The organism is Ensifer sp. NPDC090286, from assembly GCF_044769565.1.
Lineage (GTDB): Bacteria > Pseudomonadota > Alphaproteobacteria > Rhizobiales > Rhizobiaceae > Ensifer.
This window is the reverse complement of sequence record NZ_JBIVYF010000006.1, coordinates 442,905-460,916: the sequence shown is the minus strand read 5'-3', so window position 1 is coordinate 460,916 and position 18,012 is coordinate 442,905. Positions and strand designations below refer to the sequence as shown.

Below are 18,012 nucleotides of genomic sequence, written 5' to 3'. Positions count from 1 at the left end.
GGCGCGGGGTGGAGCAGCCCGGTAGCTCGTCAGGCTCATAACCTGAAGGCCGCAGGTTCAAATCCTGCCCCCGCAACCAAATCAAAAAAGCCCGCAAGGAGAAATCCGGCGGGCTTTTGTGCGTTCTAAAGGCACGGCGGCAAAAACCAGATGGGCGCAGGCCGAAAGGCGCCGGAGCAGCCAAGGACCAAAGAACCGAGCACCCCGCCAAGCCTGAGGGGGAGGGCACCCCAATGCGGTGGGAGAGCGGCCCTTCAATTCTCAACGGCTGGGAGGGAGCTTCATCGACGGCAGGCCCGATCGAGCCGCGCAAATAGCGGGTCGCGCTCAATGTGCCCTTGATACTTGCTTGAGCGAAAAACAGGCTTGGCGGTTGGGCCAGCTCGTGGGGGCGTGGCCTGACGCCGCCCGAAGGGGCGGCGTTGTCGTTCATACCGGTGATCCCGGTCAATCGTCGACGACGGACCACTTGTCGTCGGGATCGAAGCGGTCGATGAAGGGCACGATGGCTTCCGTGCTCGGCCCGAGGTCGCGCTCGTAGATGATGCCCTGCTGGTTGACGACGAAGGTCTTCACCCCCGTCTCCGCATAGGTGACCGGCCAGGCGATCAGTGCAAAGCCGCCGATCATGTTGCCGTTGATCACATAGTCGTAGCGGCCGCCGGCGATGTTGTCGCCCTGCGAGGTCAGGATGCGGAAGCGGTAGCCGAAATAGCCTTCGCCGGCTTTTGCCTTTTCCAGGGCCGCCTCGTTGATCGAGTCTCCGACGGGGCTTTCGCCGTCGCCCTGGTCGGCAGGCCAGTAGAGCCCGTCGGTCTGGCCGGGCGTGCTGATCAGCTTCTGGGCATATTCGAGGACCCCATCGGAATCGCGGTCCTCGGATGCGTATTCCTTCTGGGCATCGACATAGGCTTCGACGGTGTCGATCGCCTGCAGTTCGTTCTCGCCGACGTGTCGGTTGACGATTTCTTCTAGGCCGACATAGGTATCGAAGGCCCATTTGCCGTCTTCCCCCTTGGTGAGCGGGAACGGCAGCGGCCAGAGCCGGTCGCCGATCTGAAGGATCTTGCGGCCCTCCAGATCCCGAACGACGACATTGCGGGCCGCGCCTTCGCGAATGAGGGCAAAGGTGTCCTTGACGCCCTCGCTGTCTTTCAGCTTCTCGGCATTCAGCCCCAGCAGTTTCGCCAGGCCATTGAAGTCATTTGCGGCCAGTTTCGCCTTGAATTCCTCGACGGCTTTGTCCGGATCGTCGAAGGCCGGCGGGTCTTCCGCGGCGGCATAGGCATCCAGCCCACCCACCATCTGATCCGCCGGCGGCTGATCTCCTGTAGGCTGATCGCCTGCAGCTTGATCGCCAGCTGGCCGATCGCCTGCAGCTTGGTCGCCTGCGGGTTTGTCGGCCGGCGGCTTGTCCTGCGAATAGGCGGAGCCGATCGGGGTTGCTACCAGAACCAGCGCTATCGCTGATCCCAGGAGAAGGGAATTGAAGAGCTTTGTCATGGTCGTTCTCCTGTGATCCGGTCAACGCCTGCGGCCGCCGCCGCCCCGTCCGCCGCCACCGCGGTGCATTTGCGGCCTGCCGCCGCCGCGGCTCATCTGCGGGCGTCCACCGCCACGCTGGCCACCGCCCAAGCTCTGGCCGCCGCGGCGTGACGAGGCCACCTCGCGCCGTCCGGAATTGACGTTGCCAAGACCCGACGGCTTTTTCCGGTTCTGCGCCTTGGCGGCCATCTTCTTCTTTCCGGAGGGACGGTTGACCTGCGAGGGCTTGTTGCCACCGGCGCGGTTGATGTTCTGCCGCCCATCGCCGGGCCGCGCCTTGGCGATCGCCTGACCGCCACCGCCGCCGCCTGGGCGTGCGGCCGGTCTTTGCTGTGCCTTCAGTCCGTCGAGCGTGCTCTTGCGCACATCCCTGATCTGGCCGGCACCACTGCCGCCGGGCCGCGCGTTCGGCCGGTCGCGGTTGATCTCGGCGGCGCGGTTGCGCAGGTTGTTGTTGCCGTTCGCCTTGATGTTGTTCTTGATGCTGTTTCGGTCGAAATGCTGAAGCTGGTCGCGATTGAAGTTGATCTTGCTGCGATCGACGTTCTTCCAGTCGACGTCGTTCCACTTCACCTTGCCATTGATGTTGTTGAAGCAGTTGTTGCAGTCGATGTCCATGTCGCCGCCGTTCCAGCGGCCGCCCCAGACACCCCAATCATCCCAGTCGACGATCGCGGCGAAGGCCGCACCCGTCACCGCGCCGGCGAAGAAGGCCGCACCCGGATACCAGTAGGCGGGATAGGGCTCGTCATAGTAGCCGATCGGCGCCGGCGCATAGTTCGGCTCGTAGAGCATCTCCGGCGGATACTGCGGCACGTAGATCGTTTCCGGATTGGCCGCCTGGATGACGACGTTGTCGCCCTCCTGGACCACCTTCACCTTGTCGTCGGACTTGATGATGTTCTTGGCGACCGCCTCGTCACGCAATTGCTGGATGGCGATCAGCACATCCTTCTGCTGGTTGGCGATGGCGTCGCCGAAGGACTGTGTCCATTCGAGATCTTCGCTCATCATCTTGACGATCTGCGGATAGTTCAGCAGCGAAATGACGCTGCCGTCCCAGTCCTCCTTCGGCTTCATGTCGGGCTTCTTCTGACGGGCCTCAAGGAAGCGTTCGGCCTCGACGATCTGCAACGGATAGAGTGCCGCTGCAGAAATGAGTGCCACCAATTCGTCCGGATAAAGCGCGATGCGCGCCACCAGAACCTCGAGCTCGTCATCGCTGAGCGGCTCGGGTGCCGTCTGTTGTTCCTGGGCAGTCGGCGCGGCCGCTGTCTGCTGGGCGAGAACCGCCGTGACGGGTGTTGTTATCAAAAACGCTATTGCGCTGCCGAGCGCGATGATCGTCTTTTTGATCATCTATCCAGCCTCCCTCGTGTATTGGGCGGTGGCGCGAGCGCTTGTACTGGCGCGCGGGACAGCCCCCTGTCGACGCTTCTTGTCTTGAAATTTCAAGCTGATCGGGCCGCGATCGCTGACCACGGTCGTCATCAGTCACTGGAATCTCTAGAGGAGGCCGGCGGATCGGGAAGTCCGGCAGGCGTATTCTACTGTATGTTACTGCCCCACGGTTGCCGTGAGCGTCCCATCCACGTGACGGTAGAACGCTTGCAGGGTGCCGGGGAGCACAAGGCTGCGGGCGTCGGCGGTTTCGCGTGGAGGGGAAGGGGCGAGCATGGACGAGGATCCTTCCCGATCGAATGTGATCCGCAACGGAACGAACGGGTCGCCTTCCATCGAGGCGAAGATCACGGATATCGCCCGGATCGGCATCGTCGGGCTTCTGGCCTATTGGTCCCTGACGCTGATCGCGCCCTTCGCGATCATCCTGATATGGGCGGCAATCCTCGCAGTGGCGCTCTTTCCCGCCTATGCCCGACTTGGGCGCCTGCTCGGTTCGCGGCGCCTGGCGTCATTCCTGATCACGTTGATATGCCTTGCCGTCATCGTGGCGCCACTGACTGCGATCGCCGTCAGTTTTGCCGAGGGGCTGCAGGCGCTGCTCGCCCGGCTTGCCGACGGTTCGCTGATCGTACCGGTCCCGCCGGAATACATCCGCACGTGGCCTGTCGTCGGCGAGCGCATTCATGCAGCCTGGAGCATGGCGTCGGGCAATATCGAAGCACTGCTGAGCAAGATCGAACCGGCGCTGATGCAGGCCGGGACCAAGGTTCTCGGCAAGGTCGCCAGCGTCGGCGCCGAGGTCTTGAGTTTCGTGGTCTCGGTGTTGATCGCAGGTTTCCTATTCGGTTCGGCGGAGCGGCTGGCGGAAATGGCGCAGCGCTTTGCCGGCAGGATCGGCGGCCAGCGGGGCATCGGTTTCCTCAAGCTTTCGACCGCGACGATCCGTAACGTGGCGCGCGGCGTCATTGGTGTCGCGCTGCTACAGGCCTTTCTGTGCGGGCTGGTGCTCAGCCTGTTCGACGTGCCGGCGCCCGGCGCAATCGCCTTCGTCGTGCTCGTGCTCTGCATCATCCAGATCGGCCCGGCGCTGGTGCTGCTGCCCGTCATGATCTGGGCCTGGTTCACCATGGATTTCGGTCCGGCGCTGTTGCTGACGATCCTGGTGATCCCGCTCTTCGTCATCGACAACGTGATGAAGCCGATCCTGGTCGCACGCGGGCTGTCGACGCCGACGCTGGTGATCCTGCTCGGGGTGCTCGGCGGCACGCTGTCCTACGGCCTGATCGGTCTTTTCCTCGGGCCAATCGTGCTGAGTGTCGCGCACGACCTGCTGATGGTCTGGGCGCGCTCGGATGCAGCGCCTGAGAAGGCGGCTAAACCCGCCGTTCGCGACGGCGAGCTTGAACCCGGCAATATCTGATCAGCGTATGGCGCTCGCGGTCCCTGCCTGTTGATACTCCGCCTCGGGTACGGAGACGCCGGCGGCGCGCAGCCCGTCGAACAGGCGGTGTTGATCCTCAGGCCGGTGCAATTGAGCGGCAATCGTCTGCCTGAGGTCGCCGAGGAAAGCCGGTGCGTGGGCCTCGAACCACTTTCGCTCCTCCTGCGCCTGGTCGGTCTTGCCGAGCTTGCCGAGAACCGCAAGCAGGAGCACCCGGTCGGCCGGGCTGGCGTGCGGATTGGCAAGCCGCGCCCAGCGCTCGGCGGTGACATAGTCGCCGGCGAAGTAGGCGCAGCTTGCCAGCGCCCCCTCGAAGGCGCCTGTCTGGCCGAGGTTGCGTTCCGTCGTGTCCGACAGAAGCTTGCAGCCTGCATCCCATTGTCCCGACTGCGCGAGCCGGAGGCCGTATGCGCCGGCAAGCTCGCTGTCGTTGGGATTGATGGCAAGCGCACGGGCGCCGACGGCGAGGGCGGCATCGACCTCGCCGCGAGCGAAGAGGACGAGCATCTGCGCTTCGAGGGCGCGAACATCGACGGGGGCGAGATCGACGGCGCGCGCCGCCGCTTCGCCAGCCTGTTCCAGCAATCCTGGCGAGGCCGCGGGGTCGGCGCGGTTGCGCAGGGCATCGACATAGCTCATCGACAGAAGCGCCCAGGCGGTCGCATAGGTCGGGAATTGCCGGGTCGCGCGCTGCAGGCAGTCTTCGGCGGAGCGGCGGGATTGCGGATCGATGTCGCCGCGATGGTCATAGTAGGTGAGGGTGCAGGCATAGGCCTGCCAACCTTCAGGAACCGAGTGCCTGAGTTCGGCTGCGCTTGCCTGAAAGACGGCGCCGTAGGGCTCTGCCACCGCGCTCGATACCGCCGCCGCGGTCCTTGCCTGCTGATCGATGACGTCGCCGGACTGCAGTCGTTCGTCGTAGGTGTTTGCCCAGACGATCGCCCCGTCGGATCGCTGGACAAGCTTCACGACCAGCCGCAACCGTTCGCCCTCGAGCCTTACGCGTCCCTCGAGCGCATAGGCGTGATCGCCCGATGTCTGCAGTCGGTCGTTGCCGGTAACCGGCACGATCTCCTTGAACTTGGCAAGGTTGCTGACGACTTCGTCCGTTAGCCCCTGCGCCATCATCGCCGATTGCCGGGTTCCCGAGAGATCCTCGAAAGGTGTGACGATCACCTTCGGGATATTGGGCCGATTGGCGGCGTTGCCGTCGTCACCGGAAAAATACACGAAGCCGGCCGACAAGCCGGCGACCCCACATGCAAGCGCCGCAGCGCCAAGCAGGACGCGGCGGCGCTCATGCCAGCCGACCGGCACTGCTTCGGACGGCGGCGTTCCGCTTTCCATAAATGGTGCCCGCTGTTTTTCGGCCCGGCTTTCGAAGGTCGGCACATAGGCGCCCTTCGGCATGCGGATGACGATCGGGTCGCTGCGTCCGGCGACGAGGTAATAGCGTTCGAGCGCCCGTCGAATGCGGCCCGCCTCGATCCGAACGGCGGGATCGGTCTGCGGGTCGAAAGAGGAATCCCGGCCGAAAACCTCGGTGGCAATGGAATAGGCCTTGATGCGGTCGCCACGCCCGGCGAGCGTTTCCTCGATGACATAGGCCAGGAATTTACGGTCGCGGTCCGGAGCGTCGAATTCGGTGCTCAGGCGAATGCGCTCAAGCTGTGCCAAGACTTCCGCGCGGCTGGGCGGAGATATGGTCGGTTCGACGCCGACGTCCTGCTGGTCCCCGATGGCCATCACGCGCCTCCATGGGCACAATGTGAGATTGTATCCGGCGGCAGTGTATTCTCCCGTATCCTACGCACCGGTTCGGTCGGAGCGCAACACTTATTCGCGCACTGCGCTTCACGTGCCCTGCCGGGGCTGCGCGGGCGTGCGCTGGCGATGCCGAGGGGACGGGGCGCGGCTGTGCTACGCCTCGCCGAGGTCATGACCGGCGCCGGACGGGAAAGGCGGCGGCCCGCATTCCCGGTCCGCCGATGCCGGCTTGCCGTACGTCGAGCGCCGATCGTGGCAATTGACGTCGAAGAGGCTTCTAGGTCCGGACGCCGTTTCGAAGCGGGATGCGTGGTTTGTCGGTGGGTGTGCGGAACATGTCCGCAGGCGCCGGGCGTCCGACGTGGAAACCCTGCACGTGGTCGATCCGGAAGCGGCGCATCAGGGCCAGTTGCTCGTCGGTCTCCACGCCCTCGATCAGGATCTTGTGGCCGCGGTTGCGCACGAGCCCGATGATGTCCTGCAGCATCGCGCGGCCCTTCGGGGTCGCGCAATCGTGCAGGAACGACCGGTCAACCTTCACCGTGTCGAAATCGATCAGGCGCAGCCAGGAGAGGCCGGCGAAACCGGTTCCGAAATCGTCCAGCCAGATGCGGATGCCGAGCGTTTCCAGGTCGCTGATGCAGCGCAGGATGCCCGAATGCATCTCCATCTCGAGCCCTTCGGTGATCTCGAAGGCGAGGCGGCTGCCGGCAACCCCGGTCTCGCCGAGGATCGCTGCGACCGAGGTCGCAAAGCCCGGCGTCTTCAGCTGGATCGGCGAAACGTTGACGCTGACGAGCGGGATGTGGTTGTCGACCAGAAGCTCGCGGCAGACGGTCTTTATCGCCCAGCGGCCGAGATCGAGAATGGCGCCGGTCCGTTCGGCGACCGGGATGAAGAGGCTCGGCGGCACCGACGTGCCGTCCAGCATCGTCAGGCGCATCAGGGCCTCGACCGCATCGACCTCGCCGGTCGTCACGTTGGTGATCGGCTGGTAGACGAGGGATACCAGGTTCTGGTCGACGGCGATCTTCAGCAGCGCTGCGATGTTCTCGCTCTCGTCGCTGCTCTGCGGATCGTTCGGATCGAACAGCTTCGAGCAGTTTCGCCCGCTCGCCTTGGCGGCGTAAAGCGCGCGGTCGGCCTCGTGGATGATCTTTTCGAGCTTGGCTCCGGTGTGGTTACGGGTGAAGGCGGCGCCGACGCTGACAGTGACGATGGACACGCCGTCGCGGCGCTGCTCGTGGATCAGCCCCATGTTCTCAACCGTGCGGCAGATGACCTCCGCAAGTTCGGCCGCCTGCTCGCGCGTATCCAGGCGGGCAAGGACGATGAACTCCTCGCCGCCGTAGCGGCCGATCGAGCCGTGATAGTCCCTGATCGCCTCGCCGAGCGCGTTGGCCACGAGAATGAGGCATCGGTCGCCCTCCTGGTGGCCGTAGCAGTCGTTGTATTTCTTGAAGAAATCGACGTCGATCAGCATGGCGGTGAAGTTCTTGCCGAGCTTCTGCCAATCGTTCCAGTAGTCGCGCAGCTGCTGGTCGATGGCGCGGCGGTTGTCGAGACCGGTCAGCGGATCGGTGTTGGACAGCCGCAGAAGCGCCATGCCGCGCTCGGAAGCCTCGTTCTGCTGGATCTTCGCCTCGAAGGCGTTGAGGAAAACCTTGTAACGCTCGCGGTTGAGCTTCCAGTTCACATAGGAGGTGAAGACGAAGCAAGAGACATAGAACGTCCCGAAGGCGATCAGGTAGGCCGGATCGTGTTCGGAGAAGAACGACAGCGCGATGAAAAACGTCACCAGTACGATGCTGGAGGCGACCACCGAAAGCCGGAACCGTAGGCTGAAGAAGAGATTGGCGCCCATCATGAAGATGGCGCCGAAGATCATGTAATAGGACATGCTGTTCGTATCGGCCGTCATCATCGCCGGGACGAGCCAGCCGATATAGCCGAAGACGAGGGCGGCGGCGCAGGTGGCGTCGAGCCACTTGGTCTGGGCCTTCAGTCGAAACAGGATCTCGAAGGTCAGCAGCGAGCCGATGCCGACAAAGAGGCGCGAGACGATCGTGTAGAAGGCGACGTCGGGGACGAGCAGGATGTCCGGGATGAAGAAAAGTAGGTAGACGACGACGGCAACCCACAGCCCCTGCCGGGTCGAGGCGCGCCGACCAGCCTCGCCCTCCATGCGATAGAGGGTCTGAAGCTCAGCCAGGTGCGGCCTGTGCGGCTGCTTGTGTAGGTCGATGTCAACTACGTCGGCCAACGTGTGCTTCATGCACTGATCCATCGAGTTTCGTCACGGTCAACGGAAATCTGTCGTCGCTTTTCCATCAATGGACGTTGTTTCGGACACTCCCTGCGTGTTCACCGCGACCCATATGCAACAAGGGCGGGAAACGCTGCGAGGCATGATAGGAGGTGTCCATTAAGTTTTGTTAAATTAATGGGTCAGGGCATCTGCGAATCGGTATCACCCAAAGGGGTGAGCTCCGAGTATTTACCTTATTATATACAAAAACTTGCATTCCGAGCCGTTATGCGCGCATCTTCGCGACTATTGTTAACAAAGCTTTAACGGATGGTCTCGCGTGCGCCAATTTCAGACTGTTTTCGACGGTCAGAGCCTCATTACTCCCAAGGCAATGGCTGATGAGTTCGTTTCGCCCCGCGGCGAACGACATGACGAACAGCTCTCGACCGCCAAGGCCGAGCTCGCATTGATTCTGAGGGTCGCTCAGGAACAATTCATTCAAGGCACGGATGCGTCGAAAATTATCGACCGGCTCGCTGCCTCCCTCCACCAGACCCGTGCCAAATACCACCCGAGCGTGTGGCAGGAGCTAATCCCGATTGCCCAGGATCACCCGGTTTCGGAGTACTTCCTGCAGGATCCGTTCACCCGGTGGTCGTTTGACAAGCCCAGGGGCTATTCGGGTGACGCGCAGTTGCTCGACTTCATCTACGGCCATGCGAGCGTTGCCGGTGAAATCGAGCGGGCGTCTCCGGTCGGTCGGGCGCTCTATGACTACACGAAGGACGCTTCGTCCTCGGTGGCGGTGCGCGAGCGCCGCGATATCCTCACGCGCCACGTCGACGAGATCGCAGCGAGCCGGGGTTCCGAGGCGGAGATCCTGACGATTGCCGCCGGTCATCTGCGGGAAGCCAACCGTTCGAAGGCTCTCGAGGAAGGCCGGATCAAGCGCTGGGTGGCGCTCGATCAGGATCCTCTCAGTGTCGGATCGATCAGCCGCGATTTCTCCGGCACGGCGATCGAAGCGGTCGACGGGTCCGTTCGCAGCCTGCTCGGTCGCGACCAGAAGCTCGGCACGTTCGACTTCATCTATGCGGCCGGTCTCTACGACTATCTGGCCGACAAGGTGGCCATCAAGCTGACGCATCGCTGCCTGCAGATGCTGAAGCCGAACGGCGTCTTCCTGTTCGCCAACTTCGCCCAGGACATCGGCGTCGACGGTTACATGGAGAGCTTCATGAACTGGGCCTTGCTGCTGCGTTCCGAAGCGGACATGTGGAACATCATCCACAAGAGTGCCGGGAAGTCCGCGATCGATGCACGCGTCTTCTTCGGCGCCAACCGCAACATCGTCTACGGCGTCATCCAGAAGCATTCATGAGACTTCGACGAACGGCCTCGGCTTCAAGCCGAGGCCGGCCGAAAACAAGAGACCGCGGCGTGCCGAAGGGCTGCCGCGGTCTCGCATTTTTCACGCGCTCAGTCTTGCGCGCGCAGAAAACGGCTCAGCAGGCGGCGTAGCAACACGCTTTCCTCCTTCGGCTTGAAGCCGGGATCGACCGCGACCCTGCTGAAGATGCCGTCGATGATCGCGGCAATCCAGCGGGCCGCGCCCTCAGCGTCGAGGGTCCTGTCGATCTGGTTTCGGCTGGCGGCCTTGCGCAGGAGCGCCACGAGCGCCGACTGGAGTTCTGCGTCGTTCGTCGTTGCGAGCGTCCCGATGCGCTCGTCACGCATCGCTTCGGCGGCGATTTCGAGCGCGAGGCTCGAATAGGCAGGATCGCCCGCCAGTTCGAGAACACTATCCATGAAGCTCAGCAATGCGGCGAAGAGATCCTCCTCTTCACCCAGCTTTCGGAAAATCTCCGCCGTTTCTTGACGTTCTTCTTCCACGATCGCCGCGATGATGGTGTGCTTGGTCGGAAAATAATGGAAAAGATTTCCCGGGCTCATGCCTGCCTCGGCGCAGATCTCGGCCGTCGACGTGCCGTGAAAACCCTTGCGCGAAAAGCAGGCGATTGCCGCATCGAGAATCAGCCGACGCCTGGCCGCATGTTTTTCGGGGTCGATCTTGCGCATCGCCGGTCTCCTTGCATGCCGTTCAATTATTAGATCAGGCGCTCTAATTTCGGTGGGCAACCGATCGGTGTCAAGGCCGGGCGCTTGCACGATCTCCGCCATCTTCCCGCAATGCTCGTATGTGATCTGCCTTACAATTGTCGCGTTTGATGAATCCTATTGTTAGATTGAATGGTCTAATAAATTATCGACGCCCTTTGCCCGACCCGGGATCCGGTACCGCAGGCGCATCACGCCGCCGGCCCCGCCAATGGAAAGCCAATGAAATGAGACGTACAGTTGAGTTGAACGTCGCTCTCGCAGCGTTGCTCGTGATTGCGGCGGCTGCTGGTCCGGCGCGCGCCTCGGGAGAGGCCGCAGCCTCCGTTCCCGCCCCGTCTGCCACCCGCACGGTGACGACGCTTGTTGCCGACAGCCGCCCGCAGCAATGGACACGCTCCTTTGCCGGCATCTTCGTCGCCCGCGAGGAGATTGCCGTCGGCACCACTCTGACCGACCAGCGCATTGCCAGTGTCGAGGTCGAGATCGGCGATCGGGTCGCTGCAGGCCAAGTGCTCGCCCGGCTGGAAACCGACATGCTGGAGAACCTGCTGCGCGAGGCCAAGGGCCGGGTTGCGCGCGCCGGCGCCGCGATGGCGCGGGAAGAAGAGACGGTCACGCAGGAACAGAGGAAACTCGCCCGCGCCCGGCAGTTGAGCCACCTTCAGGCCGCCACCACTCTCGAAGAGCGCGTCTCGGCGCTCGCCCTTGCCGAGCAGGCCGTCCAGGTGGCGCGGGCCGATTACGACCAGGCGGAAGCGCTCGAGGCCGAGGCGCGCCGGAAGCTCGATCGTGCCGTGATCGTGGCGCCCGCCGACGGGATCGTGTCGGAGCGGCTTGCGCGCGCCGGCGCGCTTGCGGGCTCGGAGCCGCTGCTCAAGCTCATTCGCGGCGGCGAAATCGAGTTTGCGGCCGAAGTGCCGGAAACCGAGCTGCCGTTGCTGGCGGTCGGCCAGACGGTGAAGGTCAAGCTTTCGGGGCGCAACGACTGGATCGAAGGGCGCGTGCGGGTGATCAACCCGAAGATCGACCGCGAGACCCGGCTCGGCACCGCGCAGGTCACGCTGTCGACCGAGCGCCCGCCTTTCGCGGGCACGTTCGGCAGGGCGGAGATCGTCGTGGCCGAGCGCAAGGCGATCATGGTCGACGATTCCGCCCTGCTGTTCGGTGCGCCGGATGGCGCCGTCTCGGTCTTCGTCGTCGATGGCGGCCAAGTCGTGCGCAAGCCGGTCAAGGCGGGCATGCGCCAGGGTGGCAAGGTGGAGATCACCTCGGGCCTTTCGACCGGCGAACGTGTCGTCCTTAAATCCGGGGCGTCGCTGCGCGAAGGCGAAGCGGTCGCAACGAAAGACGTCCAGCCGACGCAGACGGGCGACCAGCAATGACGAGCAACATTTCTGCCTGGGCGATCCGAAAGCCCGTTCCGACGATTGTTCTCTTCGTCGTGCTGACGCTGATCGGGATCGCCTCGTTTCTGAGGCTGCCGGTCAACGCCAATCCGAGCGTATCCTTCCCGATCGTGACGGTGACGATCACGCAGCCGAGCGCGCAGCCCGGTGAAATGGAAACGCAGGTGACGCGTCGCGTCGAAGGGGTCGCCTCCGGCCTCGTCGGGGTCAGTCACATCCGCTCGACCATTACCGACGGCGTCTCCACGACCACGGTCGAATTCAAGATCGGCACCGATCCGGACAGGGCGGCAAACGACGTGCGCGAGGCCGTGGCGCAGATCCGCGCCGACCTGCCGCAATCCATTCAGGAGCCGATCGTCTCGCGTCTCGACGTCGACGGCAGCGCCATCGTCTATTACGCCGTGCGGGCGCCGCACATGTCGGAAGTGGAGCTGTCCTGGTTCGTCGACGACACGATCACCAGCGAATTGCTGACGCTGCCCGGCGTGCAGAAGGTGCAGCGCCTCGGCGGCGTCAGCCGCGAGGTGCGGGTTTCGCTCAATCCCGAGCGGTTGCTGGCGCTTGGCGTGACGGCCGACCAGGTGAACACGGCACTCCGCGAAATCAACATCAACATCCCGAGCGGTCGCGGTGAAATCGGCGGGCGCGAGCAGTCGATCCGCACCGTCGGCAGTGCCGGCTCGGTGGACGAGCTCCGGCAGCTTTCAATCCCGCTTGCAGGCGGCCGCTGGCTGCAGCTCTCCGACATTGCGACGATCGAGGACACCTCGTCCGAGCCGCGCAGCTTTGCTCATTTCGATGGCGAACCGATCGTCAGCTTCTCGGTTTCGCGCAGCAAGGGCGCGAGCGACACGGTCGTTGCCGAGCGCGTCATCGAGCGGCTGAAGGAGATCCAGGCGCGCACCCCCGGCGTCGAGATGACCGAGCTGATCTCGCTCGTCGAGTATACGCAGGAAAGCTACGATGCGGCCGTCACGGCGCTGATCGAAGGCGCGCTTTTGACCATCGTCGTCGTCTTCGTGTTCCTGCGCAACTGGCGGGCGACGCTGATCTCGGCGCTTGCCATGCCGCTGTCGATCCTGCCGACCTTTGCGGTGATGGACCTGCTCGGCTTCACGCTCAACGGCATCAGCCTTCTGGCCCTGACGCTGGTCATCGGTATTCTCGTCGACGACGCGATCGTCGAGATCGAGAACATCGAGCGGCATGTCGACATGGGCAAGCGCCCGTTCATCGCCGCGATCGACGCGGCCGATGCGATCGGCCTTGCGATCGTCGCAACGACGCTGACGATCGTCGCCGTCTTCGCGCCGGTCAGCTTCATCGGTGGCGCGGTCGGGCAGTATTTCAAGCAGTTCGGCCTGACCGTCGCGATCGCCGTACTGTTCTCGCTTCTGGTCGCACGCCTGCTGACGCCGCTGATGGCGGCCTATCTGCTGCGGCCGAAGCCCGGTCACGCCCATGCCGTCAAACCGTCGCGCATCAGCGACGCCTATCGCAGCATGCTCGGCTGGACCCTCGATCACCGCAAGACCGCGCTCTCGATGGTCGCTTTGATCTTCGTCGGCTCGATCGCGCTTCTGACCATGCTGCCGACGGGCTTCGTGCCGACGAGCGACAGCAACGTCTCGCAGCTCAAGATCATCCTGCCGCCAGGCACGAGGCTTGAGGAGACGGCGCGCATTTCCGACGATCTCGTAGCCAAGCTCAAGGAGCGCAAGGAAGTCGAGAACGTCCTGGCGACGACCGACAGTCTCAACGAGGTATCGCTGCGCATCAAGCTCAAGCCGCGCAAGGAGCGTGAACTCGACCGCAAGTCCTTCGAGCTGTCGTTGCGGCCCTTGCTGGCCGAGACGCCCGACATCCAGGCGACGTTCTCCTCGACCGAGGGCGCGAAGGACCTCTCTATCTACCTGACGGGCGACGACCCAGAAACGTTGATGGCGTCGGTGCGGCGCCTGGAAAGCGAGATGCGTGCGCTCCCGGGTCTGGTCAGCGTGCGGTCGACCGAGCCGTTGCTTTCGCCCGAGCTTCTGGTCAAGCCGCGCTTCGACGAGGCGGCAAGGCTCGGCGTATCTGTGACGTCGATCGGCACCGTCGCCCGCATCGCGACGATGGGCGACAGCGAGAGCAACTCCGCGCGCTTCAACCTCGGCAACCGCCAGGTGCCGATCCGGGTGATGCTCGACCGGTCGGCGCGCGGCGATTTCGACACATTGCGCAATCTGCGGGTGGGCACGAATGCGGGCGCCCTGGTGCCGTTGACTTCGGTCGCCGACGTCTCCTTCGGCGCCGAGGAAAGCAGCGTCGAGCGTCTCGATCGCAAGCGGCTGATCGCCGTCGAGGCCAACCTTAACGGCATCACCCTCGGCACGGCCTTCGACGTCATTTCGGCGTTGCCGGCCATGAAGGAACTGCCCGCAGGCGTGTCGCAGGCCAATTATGGCGACGCGGAATACATGTCGGAGATGTTCCGCAACTTCGCCCTGGCGTTGCTTGCCGGCATCCTGATGGTCGTGGCGGTTCTGATCCTGCTCTTCAAGGATTTCCTGCAGCCGGTGACCATCCTCGTGGCTCTGCCGTTGTCGATCGGCGGCGCCGCGCTGGCCCTGATCCTGTTCGGTGCGGCACTCGACCTTTCGTCGATGATCGGCATCCTGATGCTGATGGGGATCGTCTGCAAGAACTCGATCCTGCTGGTCGACTATGCGATCGAGTGCCGCAACGAAGGTGCGGACCGGCGTACGGCGCTGCTGACGGCGGGCGTCACCCGCGCGCGGCCGATCATCATGACGACGATCGCCATGGTGGCAGGCATGGTTCCGGCGGTCATCGGCGTCGGCGCCGGTGCGACGTTCCGCGCGCCGATGGCGGTTGCAGTGATCGGCGGCCTGATCACCTCGACGATGCTGAGCCTCGTCTTCGTGCCTGTCATGTTCACCGTGATGGACGACATCAACACCAAGATGGGCCGCTGGCTGAAGCGCTTCTCTTCGGTGACGGACGAGGACCATGCGGCGGATGCGGTCCGGATCGGTAAGGAGGGCGCATCCGGCGCGGCCGGGTAGCGCATCGCCTCATCTCGGCATACGCATTGTCGAAGCGCGCTGCATGGGTCTCCGTGCAGCGCGCTTCGCGCGTTGGGACCCAGCGGTGGTTTATGGGTTCTAGTCGAAATAGTTGACGAGGCGCGTGTCGCCGACGGCGTGGACGCGGCAGTCAACATCGAAGATCGCCTGCAGCCGAGAGGGCACGATCATGTCTTGCGGCGGGCCCTCGAAGGCGAGGCGGCCGCCCTGCATGGCGACGATGCGGTCGGAATAGGCAGAGGCGAAATTGATGTCGTGCAGCACGACGACCACCGTCTTGGCGAAATCGTCGGCGAGGCGCCGCAGCAGCTTCATCGTCTCGACCGCATGCTTGATGTCGAGATTGTTCAGCGGCTCGTCGAACAGCATGTAGTCGGTGTCCTGGCACAGCACCATGGCGATGAAGGCGCGCTGGCGCTGGCCGCCCGAGAGTTCGTCGAGAAAGCGGTTCTGGTAGGGTTCGAGCCCGAGATAGGCGATCGAGCGATCGATGTGTTCCGCATCGGCTGCCGTCACCCGTCCCTTGGAATAGGGGTAGCGTCCGAAGGCGACGAGGTCGCGCACGCTGAGGCGCGCGGTGATGTGGTTGTCCTGGCGCATGATCGACAGCCGCCGGGCAAGCACGTCGCCGGCAGCGCGGCTGACGTCGAGGCCATCGACCAGTACCTTGCCCGTATCCATCGGCATCAGCCGGCTGACGATCGACAAAAGCGTCGACTTGCCGGCGCCGTTGGGGCCGATGATCGAGGTCAGGCCGCCTGTGGGCAGCGTCAGCGACACCCGGTCGACGACGGCGGTGCCGCCATAGGATTTGGTTACCTCTTGGATCTCGATCATCGCGCGGAGCCTCGGACGAGCAGGAAGATGAAGACTAGGCCACCGAAGAATTCGATGACGATGCTAAGCGCCGTGTTGAAGGAAAACAGCCGCTCGAGGATGACCTGGCCGCCGACGAGCGTCGCGATCGCGATAAAGACGGCGACAGGCAGCACGAAGCGGTGGCTGGCGGTGGGCGTCAACTGCCAGGCGAGACTTGCGACGAGCAGGCCGAAAAAGGTGACCGGCCCGACGAGCGCGGTGGAGACCGACACCAGAATGGCAATCAGCATCAGGAGAAGCGTCACGACACGCTGATGGTCGACGCCGAGCCCGATCGCCGCCTCGCGCCCCAGCGAGAGCACATCGAAGGTGGGCGATAGCCGCCACAGGACGAAGGTCACGCCAAGAGTGGCTGCAGCGGCAATGCCGAGCAGGCTGGCATCGATGCTGTTGAAGCTCGCAAACAGACGGTCCTGCAGCACGATGAAATCGTTGGGGTCGAGAACGCGCTGCAGGAAGGAGGAGAGGCTGCGGAACAGGCCGCCGAGAATGACGCCGACCAGCATCAGGAGATGCAGGCTGCGGCTGCCGCCGGAAAAGAGGGCGCGGAACAGGAGCAGCGACAGGCCGACCATCACGGTCGTTTCGAGCGTGAACTGCATCTGCGGGTTGATGCTTGCCGCGCCGGCGGCACCGAGGAAGAACACCATGACCGTCTGCAGCAGCGTGTACATGGCGTCGAAACCGATGATCGACGGCGTCAGGACGCGGTTGCCGGAAATCGTCTGGAACAGCACCGTCGAGACGGCGATCGCGTAGGCGACAAGCACCATGCCGAGCAGCTTCGTGCCGCGGAAGGAGAGGATGAAGCTCCAGCTTCCCTTGGCGCCGATGGTCATGAAGGCGATCATCGACAGCAGCGCGAGCGCAGCGGATGCAAGTAGGACGGTCGACGGAGAAATCCGCTTGGCATCAGCCTGCATGGGACCGCCTCGAAAGCAGGAGATGAAGGAAGACGAGGCTGCCGATCACGCCCATGACCGTGCCGACGGGGACCTCATAAGGCGCGATCACCATCCGCCCGACGATGTCGCAGGCGAGCACCAGCCCGGCGCCGGCGATGGCGATCACCGGCAACGTGCGCCTGAGGTTGTCGCCGAGGATCAGGCTGACGATGTTGGGAACGACGAGGCCGAGGAACGGGATCATGCCGACGGTCGCAACGACAGTCGCCGTGACCATGGAAACGATGGCAAGCCCGAGGGTGACCACCTTGTCGTAGTCGAGCCCGACATTGCGGGCGATCGCTTCGCCCATGCCGATGACGGTAAAGCGCGCGGCGGTGGCGTAGGCAACCAGCGTCAGCGCGAAACCGATCCACAGCAGTTCGTAGCGTCCACGCAGCACGACCGAGAAATCGCCGGACATCCAGGCGCCCATCGACTGCATCAGGTCGTAGCGATAGGCGATGAAGGTGGTGATGGCGTTGACGACGCCGCCGAGCATCAGGCCGATCAGCGGCACCATCAGTGCCGAGCGCAACGGAACGCGCCGCAGGATCTGCAGGAACAGGGCGGTTCCGGCAAGCGCGGTCAGGGCGGCAAACGCCATCTTGCCGGCGACCGGCAGGTTCGGCGCAATCAGCATGGCCAACAGCATTCCGAGTGCGGCGGATTCGGCAGTGCCGGCGGTCGACGGCTCGACGAAGCGGTTGCGCGCCAGCATCTGCATGATCGTGCCGGATACGGCGAGGCCGGCGCCTGCGAGCATCAGCGCCAGCGTGCGCGGCACGCGGCTCTCGACTACCAGAAGCCAGCCGCGGCCGTCGTCGCTGGCCGCAAGGCTGCCGACACCGGTAAAGACGCTGACGGCGGCAAGCAGCAGGACGACCGGGATGGCAAACAGGACCGCCTTCATGGTTGCGTCACGCTCCAGCTGCTTTTCGTGGTGACCACCGCTCTCGTATCCCGTGGCTGCATTCTATCCATCGACCGCCGCAACGGAACTCCTGGGGTTGTGGCCGCCAGGAGCGCTCGATCGAAGGCACGCCTTAGTCTTATATATGATCGGCTTCGTCAAGTTTTGTGAGGTGAGAATGACGCGCAATGCGCACATTGCCCTCCCCGTAAAATCGCGCTAGGGAGGAGGAGAAAACATGAGGTAAAT

General features: G+C 63.8%; 12 protein-coding genes and 1 tRNA gene. 5 read left to right on the top strand and 8 right to left on the bottom strand.

The annotated features are described in order from the left end of the window. Nucleotides 1-2: 2 nt before the first annotated feature. Nucleotides 3-79 (top strand) — tRNA-Met (locus ACIQUG_RS28945). A gap of 368 nt (nt 80-447) precedes the next feature. Here the strand turns inward: ACIQUG_RS28945 and ACIQUG_RS28940 are convergent. After that, nucleotides 448-1,503 (bottom strand): DUF2950 domain-containing protein, encoded by a 1,056-nt coding sequence (locus ACIQUG_RS28940; RefSeq protein WP_402325689.1) that lies wholly within the window; start codon nt 1,501-1,503, stop codon nt 448-450. A gap of 21 nt (nt 1,504-1,524) precedes the next feature. Further along, nucleotides 1,525-2,904: a DUF3300 domain-containing protein gene (locus ACIQUG_RS28935; RefSeq protein ID WP_402325687.1), complete on the bottom strand. Its 1,380-nt coding sequence runs from the start codon at nt 2,902-2,904 to the stop codon at nt 1,525-1,527. 316 nt (nt 2,905-3,220) lie between these two features. Between ACIQUG_RS28935 and ACIQUG_RS28930 the strand changes: the two genes are divergently transcribed. Next, on the top strand, nt 3,221-4,369 hold the full coding sequence (locus ACIQUG_RS28930) for an AI-2E family transporter (RefSeq protein WP_402325685.1): 1,149 nt from the start codon (nt 3,221-3,223) through the stop codon (nt 4,367-4,369). Here ACIQUG_RS28930 and ACIQUG_RS28925 read toward each other — a convergent pair whose 3' ends face one another. Together ACIQUG_RS28925 and ACIQUG_RS28920 are read right to left on the bottom strand one after the other, a co-directional pair. Continuing rightward, the gene (locus tag ACIQUG_RS28925; protein ID WP_402325684.1) at nt 4,370-6,136 is read right to left on the bottom strand and encodes a hypothetical protein; all 1,767 of its coding nucleotides are present in this window, start codon (nt 6,134-6,136) and stop codon (nt 4,370-4,372) included. It lies immediately after the preceding gene. 298 nt (nt 6,137-6,434) lie between these two features. Further along, nucleotides 6,435-8,432, bottom strand: coding sequence for a putative bifunctional diguanylate cyclase/phosphodiesterase (locus ACIQUG_RS28920; protein ID WP_402325682.1), 1,998 nt, complete (start codon nt 8,430-8,432; stop codon nt 6,435-6,437). Nucleotides 8,433-8,745: 313 nt separating this feature from the next. Between ACIQUG_RS28920 and ACIQUG_RS28915 the strand changes: the two genes are divergently transcribed. Next, complete coding sequence (locus tag ACIQUG_RS28915) at nt 8,746-9,789, top strand: class I SAM-dependent methyltransferase (RefSeq protein ID WP_043612776.1); 1,044 nt, start codon at nt 8,746-8,748, stop codon at nt 9,787-9,789. A 98-nt stretch (nt 9,790-9,887) separates the two neighbouring features. Here ACIQUG_RS28915 and ACIQUG_RS28910 read toward each other — a convergent pair whose 3' ends face one another. Continuing rightward, the gene (locus tag ACIQUG_RS28910) at nt 9,888-10,487 is read right to left on the bottom strand and encodes a TetR/AcrR family transcriptional regulator (RefSeq protein WP_402325680.1); all 600 of its coding nucleotides are present in this window, start codon (nt 10,485-10,487) and stop codon (nt 9,888-9,890) included. A gap of 266 nt (nt 10,488-10,753) precedes the next feature. Here ACIQUG_RS28910 and ACIQUG_RS28905 point away from each other — a divergent pair, with 266 nt between their 5' ends. Together ACIQUG_RS28905 and ACIQUG_RS28900 are read left to right on the top strand one after the other, a co-directional pair. Continuing rightward, nucleotides 10,754-11,911 (top strand): efflux RND transporter periplasmic adaptor subunit, encoded by a 1,158-nt coding sequence (locus ACIQUG_RS28905; RefSeq protein ID WP_402325679.1) that lies wholly within the window; start codon nt 10,754-10,756, stop codon nt 11,909-11,911. Further along, nucleotides 11,908-15,006: an efflux RND transporter permease subunit gene (locus tag ACIQUG_RS28900; protein ID WP_402325678.1), complete on the top strand. Its 3,099-nt coding sequence runs from the start codon at nt 11,908-11,910 to the stop codon at nt 15,004-15,006. The genes ACIQUG_RS28905 and ACIQUG_RS28900 overlap by 4 nt, the downstream gene beginning before the upstream one ends. 99 nt (nt 15,007-15,105) lie before the next feature. Here the strand turns inward: ACIQUG_RS28900 and ACIQUG_RS28895 are convergent, their stop codons facing one another. The 3 genes from ACIQUG_RS28895 to ACIQUG_RS28885 are packed head-to-tail and all read right to left on the bottom strand — an operon-like array spanning nt 15,106 to nt 17,763. Next, entirely contained in the window at nt 15,106-15,864 is a 759-nt protein-coding gene (locus tag ACIQUG_RS28895) for an ABC transporter ATP-binding protein (protein WP_192450866.1), read from the bottom strand. Further along, entirely contained in the window at nt 15,861-16,829 is a 969-nt protein-coding gene (locus ACIQUG_RS28890) for an iron chelate uptake ABC transporter family permease subunit (protein ID WP_402325677.1), read from the bottom strand. Before ACIQUG_RS28890 ends, ACIQUG_RS28895 begins: the two co-directional genes overlap by 4 nt. Next, nucleotides 16,819-17,763: an ABC transporter permease gene (locus ACIQUG_RS28885; protein ID WP_402325675.1), complete on the bottom strand. Its 945-nt coding sequence runs from the start codon at nt 17,761-17,763 to the stop codon at nt 16,819-16,821. Before ACIQUG_RS28885 ends, ACIQUG_RS28890 begins: the two co-directional genes overlap by 11 nt. Nucleotides 17,764-18,012: the final 249 nt, after the last annotated feature.

Excerpts from the sequence above, each read along its gene's own strand:
- ACIQUG_RS28885 (WP_402325675.1), bottom strand. The coding sequence starts at position 17,763 with ATGAAGGCGGTCCTGTTTGCCATCCCGGTCGTCCTGCTGCTTGCCGCC.
- ACIQUG_RS28895 (WP_192450866.1), bottom strand. The coding sequence starts at position 15,864 with ATGATCGAGATCCAAGAGGTAACCAAATCCTATGGCGGCACCGCCGTC.
- ACIQUG_RS28900 (WP_402325678.1), top strand. The coding sequence starts at position 11,908 with ATGACGAGCAACATTTCTGCCTGGGCGATCCGAAAGCCCGTTCCGACG.
- ACIQUG_RS28925 (WP_402325684.1), bottom strand. The coding sequence starts at position 6,136 with ATGGCCATCGGGGACCAGCAGGACGTCGGCGTCGAACCGACCATATCT.
- ACIQUG_RS28910 (WP_402325680.1), bottom strand. The coding sequence starts at position 10,487 with ATGCGCAAGATCGACCCCGAAAAACATGCGGCCAGGCGTCGGCTGATT.
- ACIQUG_RS28890 (WP_402325677.1), bottom strand. The coding sequence starts at position 16,829 with ATGCAGGCTGATGCCAAGCGGATTTCTCCGTCGACCGTCCTACTTGCA.
- ACIQUG_RS28935 (WP_402325687.1), bottom strand. The coding sequence starts at position 2,904 with ATGATCAAAAAGACGATCATCGCGCTCGGCAGCGCAATAGCGTTTTTG.
- ACIQUG_RS28930 (WP_402325685.1), top strand. The coding sequence starts at position 3,221 with ATGGACGAGGATCCTTCCCGATCGAATGTGATCCGCAACGGAACGAAC.
- ACIQUG_RS28920 (WP_402325682.1), bottom strand. The coding sequence starts at position 8,432 with ATGAAGCACACGTTGGCCGACGTAGTTGACATCGACCTACACAAGCAG.
- ACIQUG_RS28905 (WP_402325679.1), top strand. The coding sequence starts at position 10,754 with ATGAGACGTACAGTTGAGTTGAACGTCGCTCTCGCAGCGTTGCTCGTG.
- ACIQUG_RS28940 (WP_402325689.1), bottom strand. The coding sequence starts at position 1,503 with ATGACAAAGCTCTTCAATTCCCTTCTCCTGGGATCAGCGATAGCGCTG.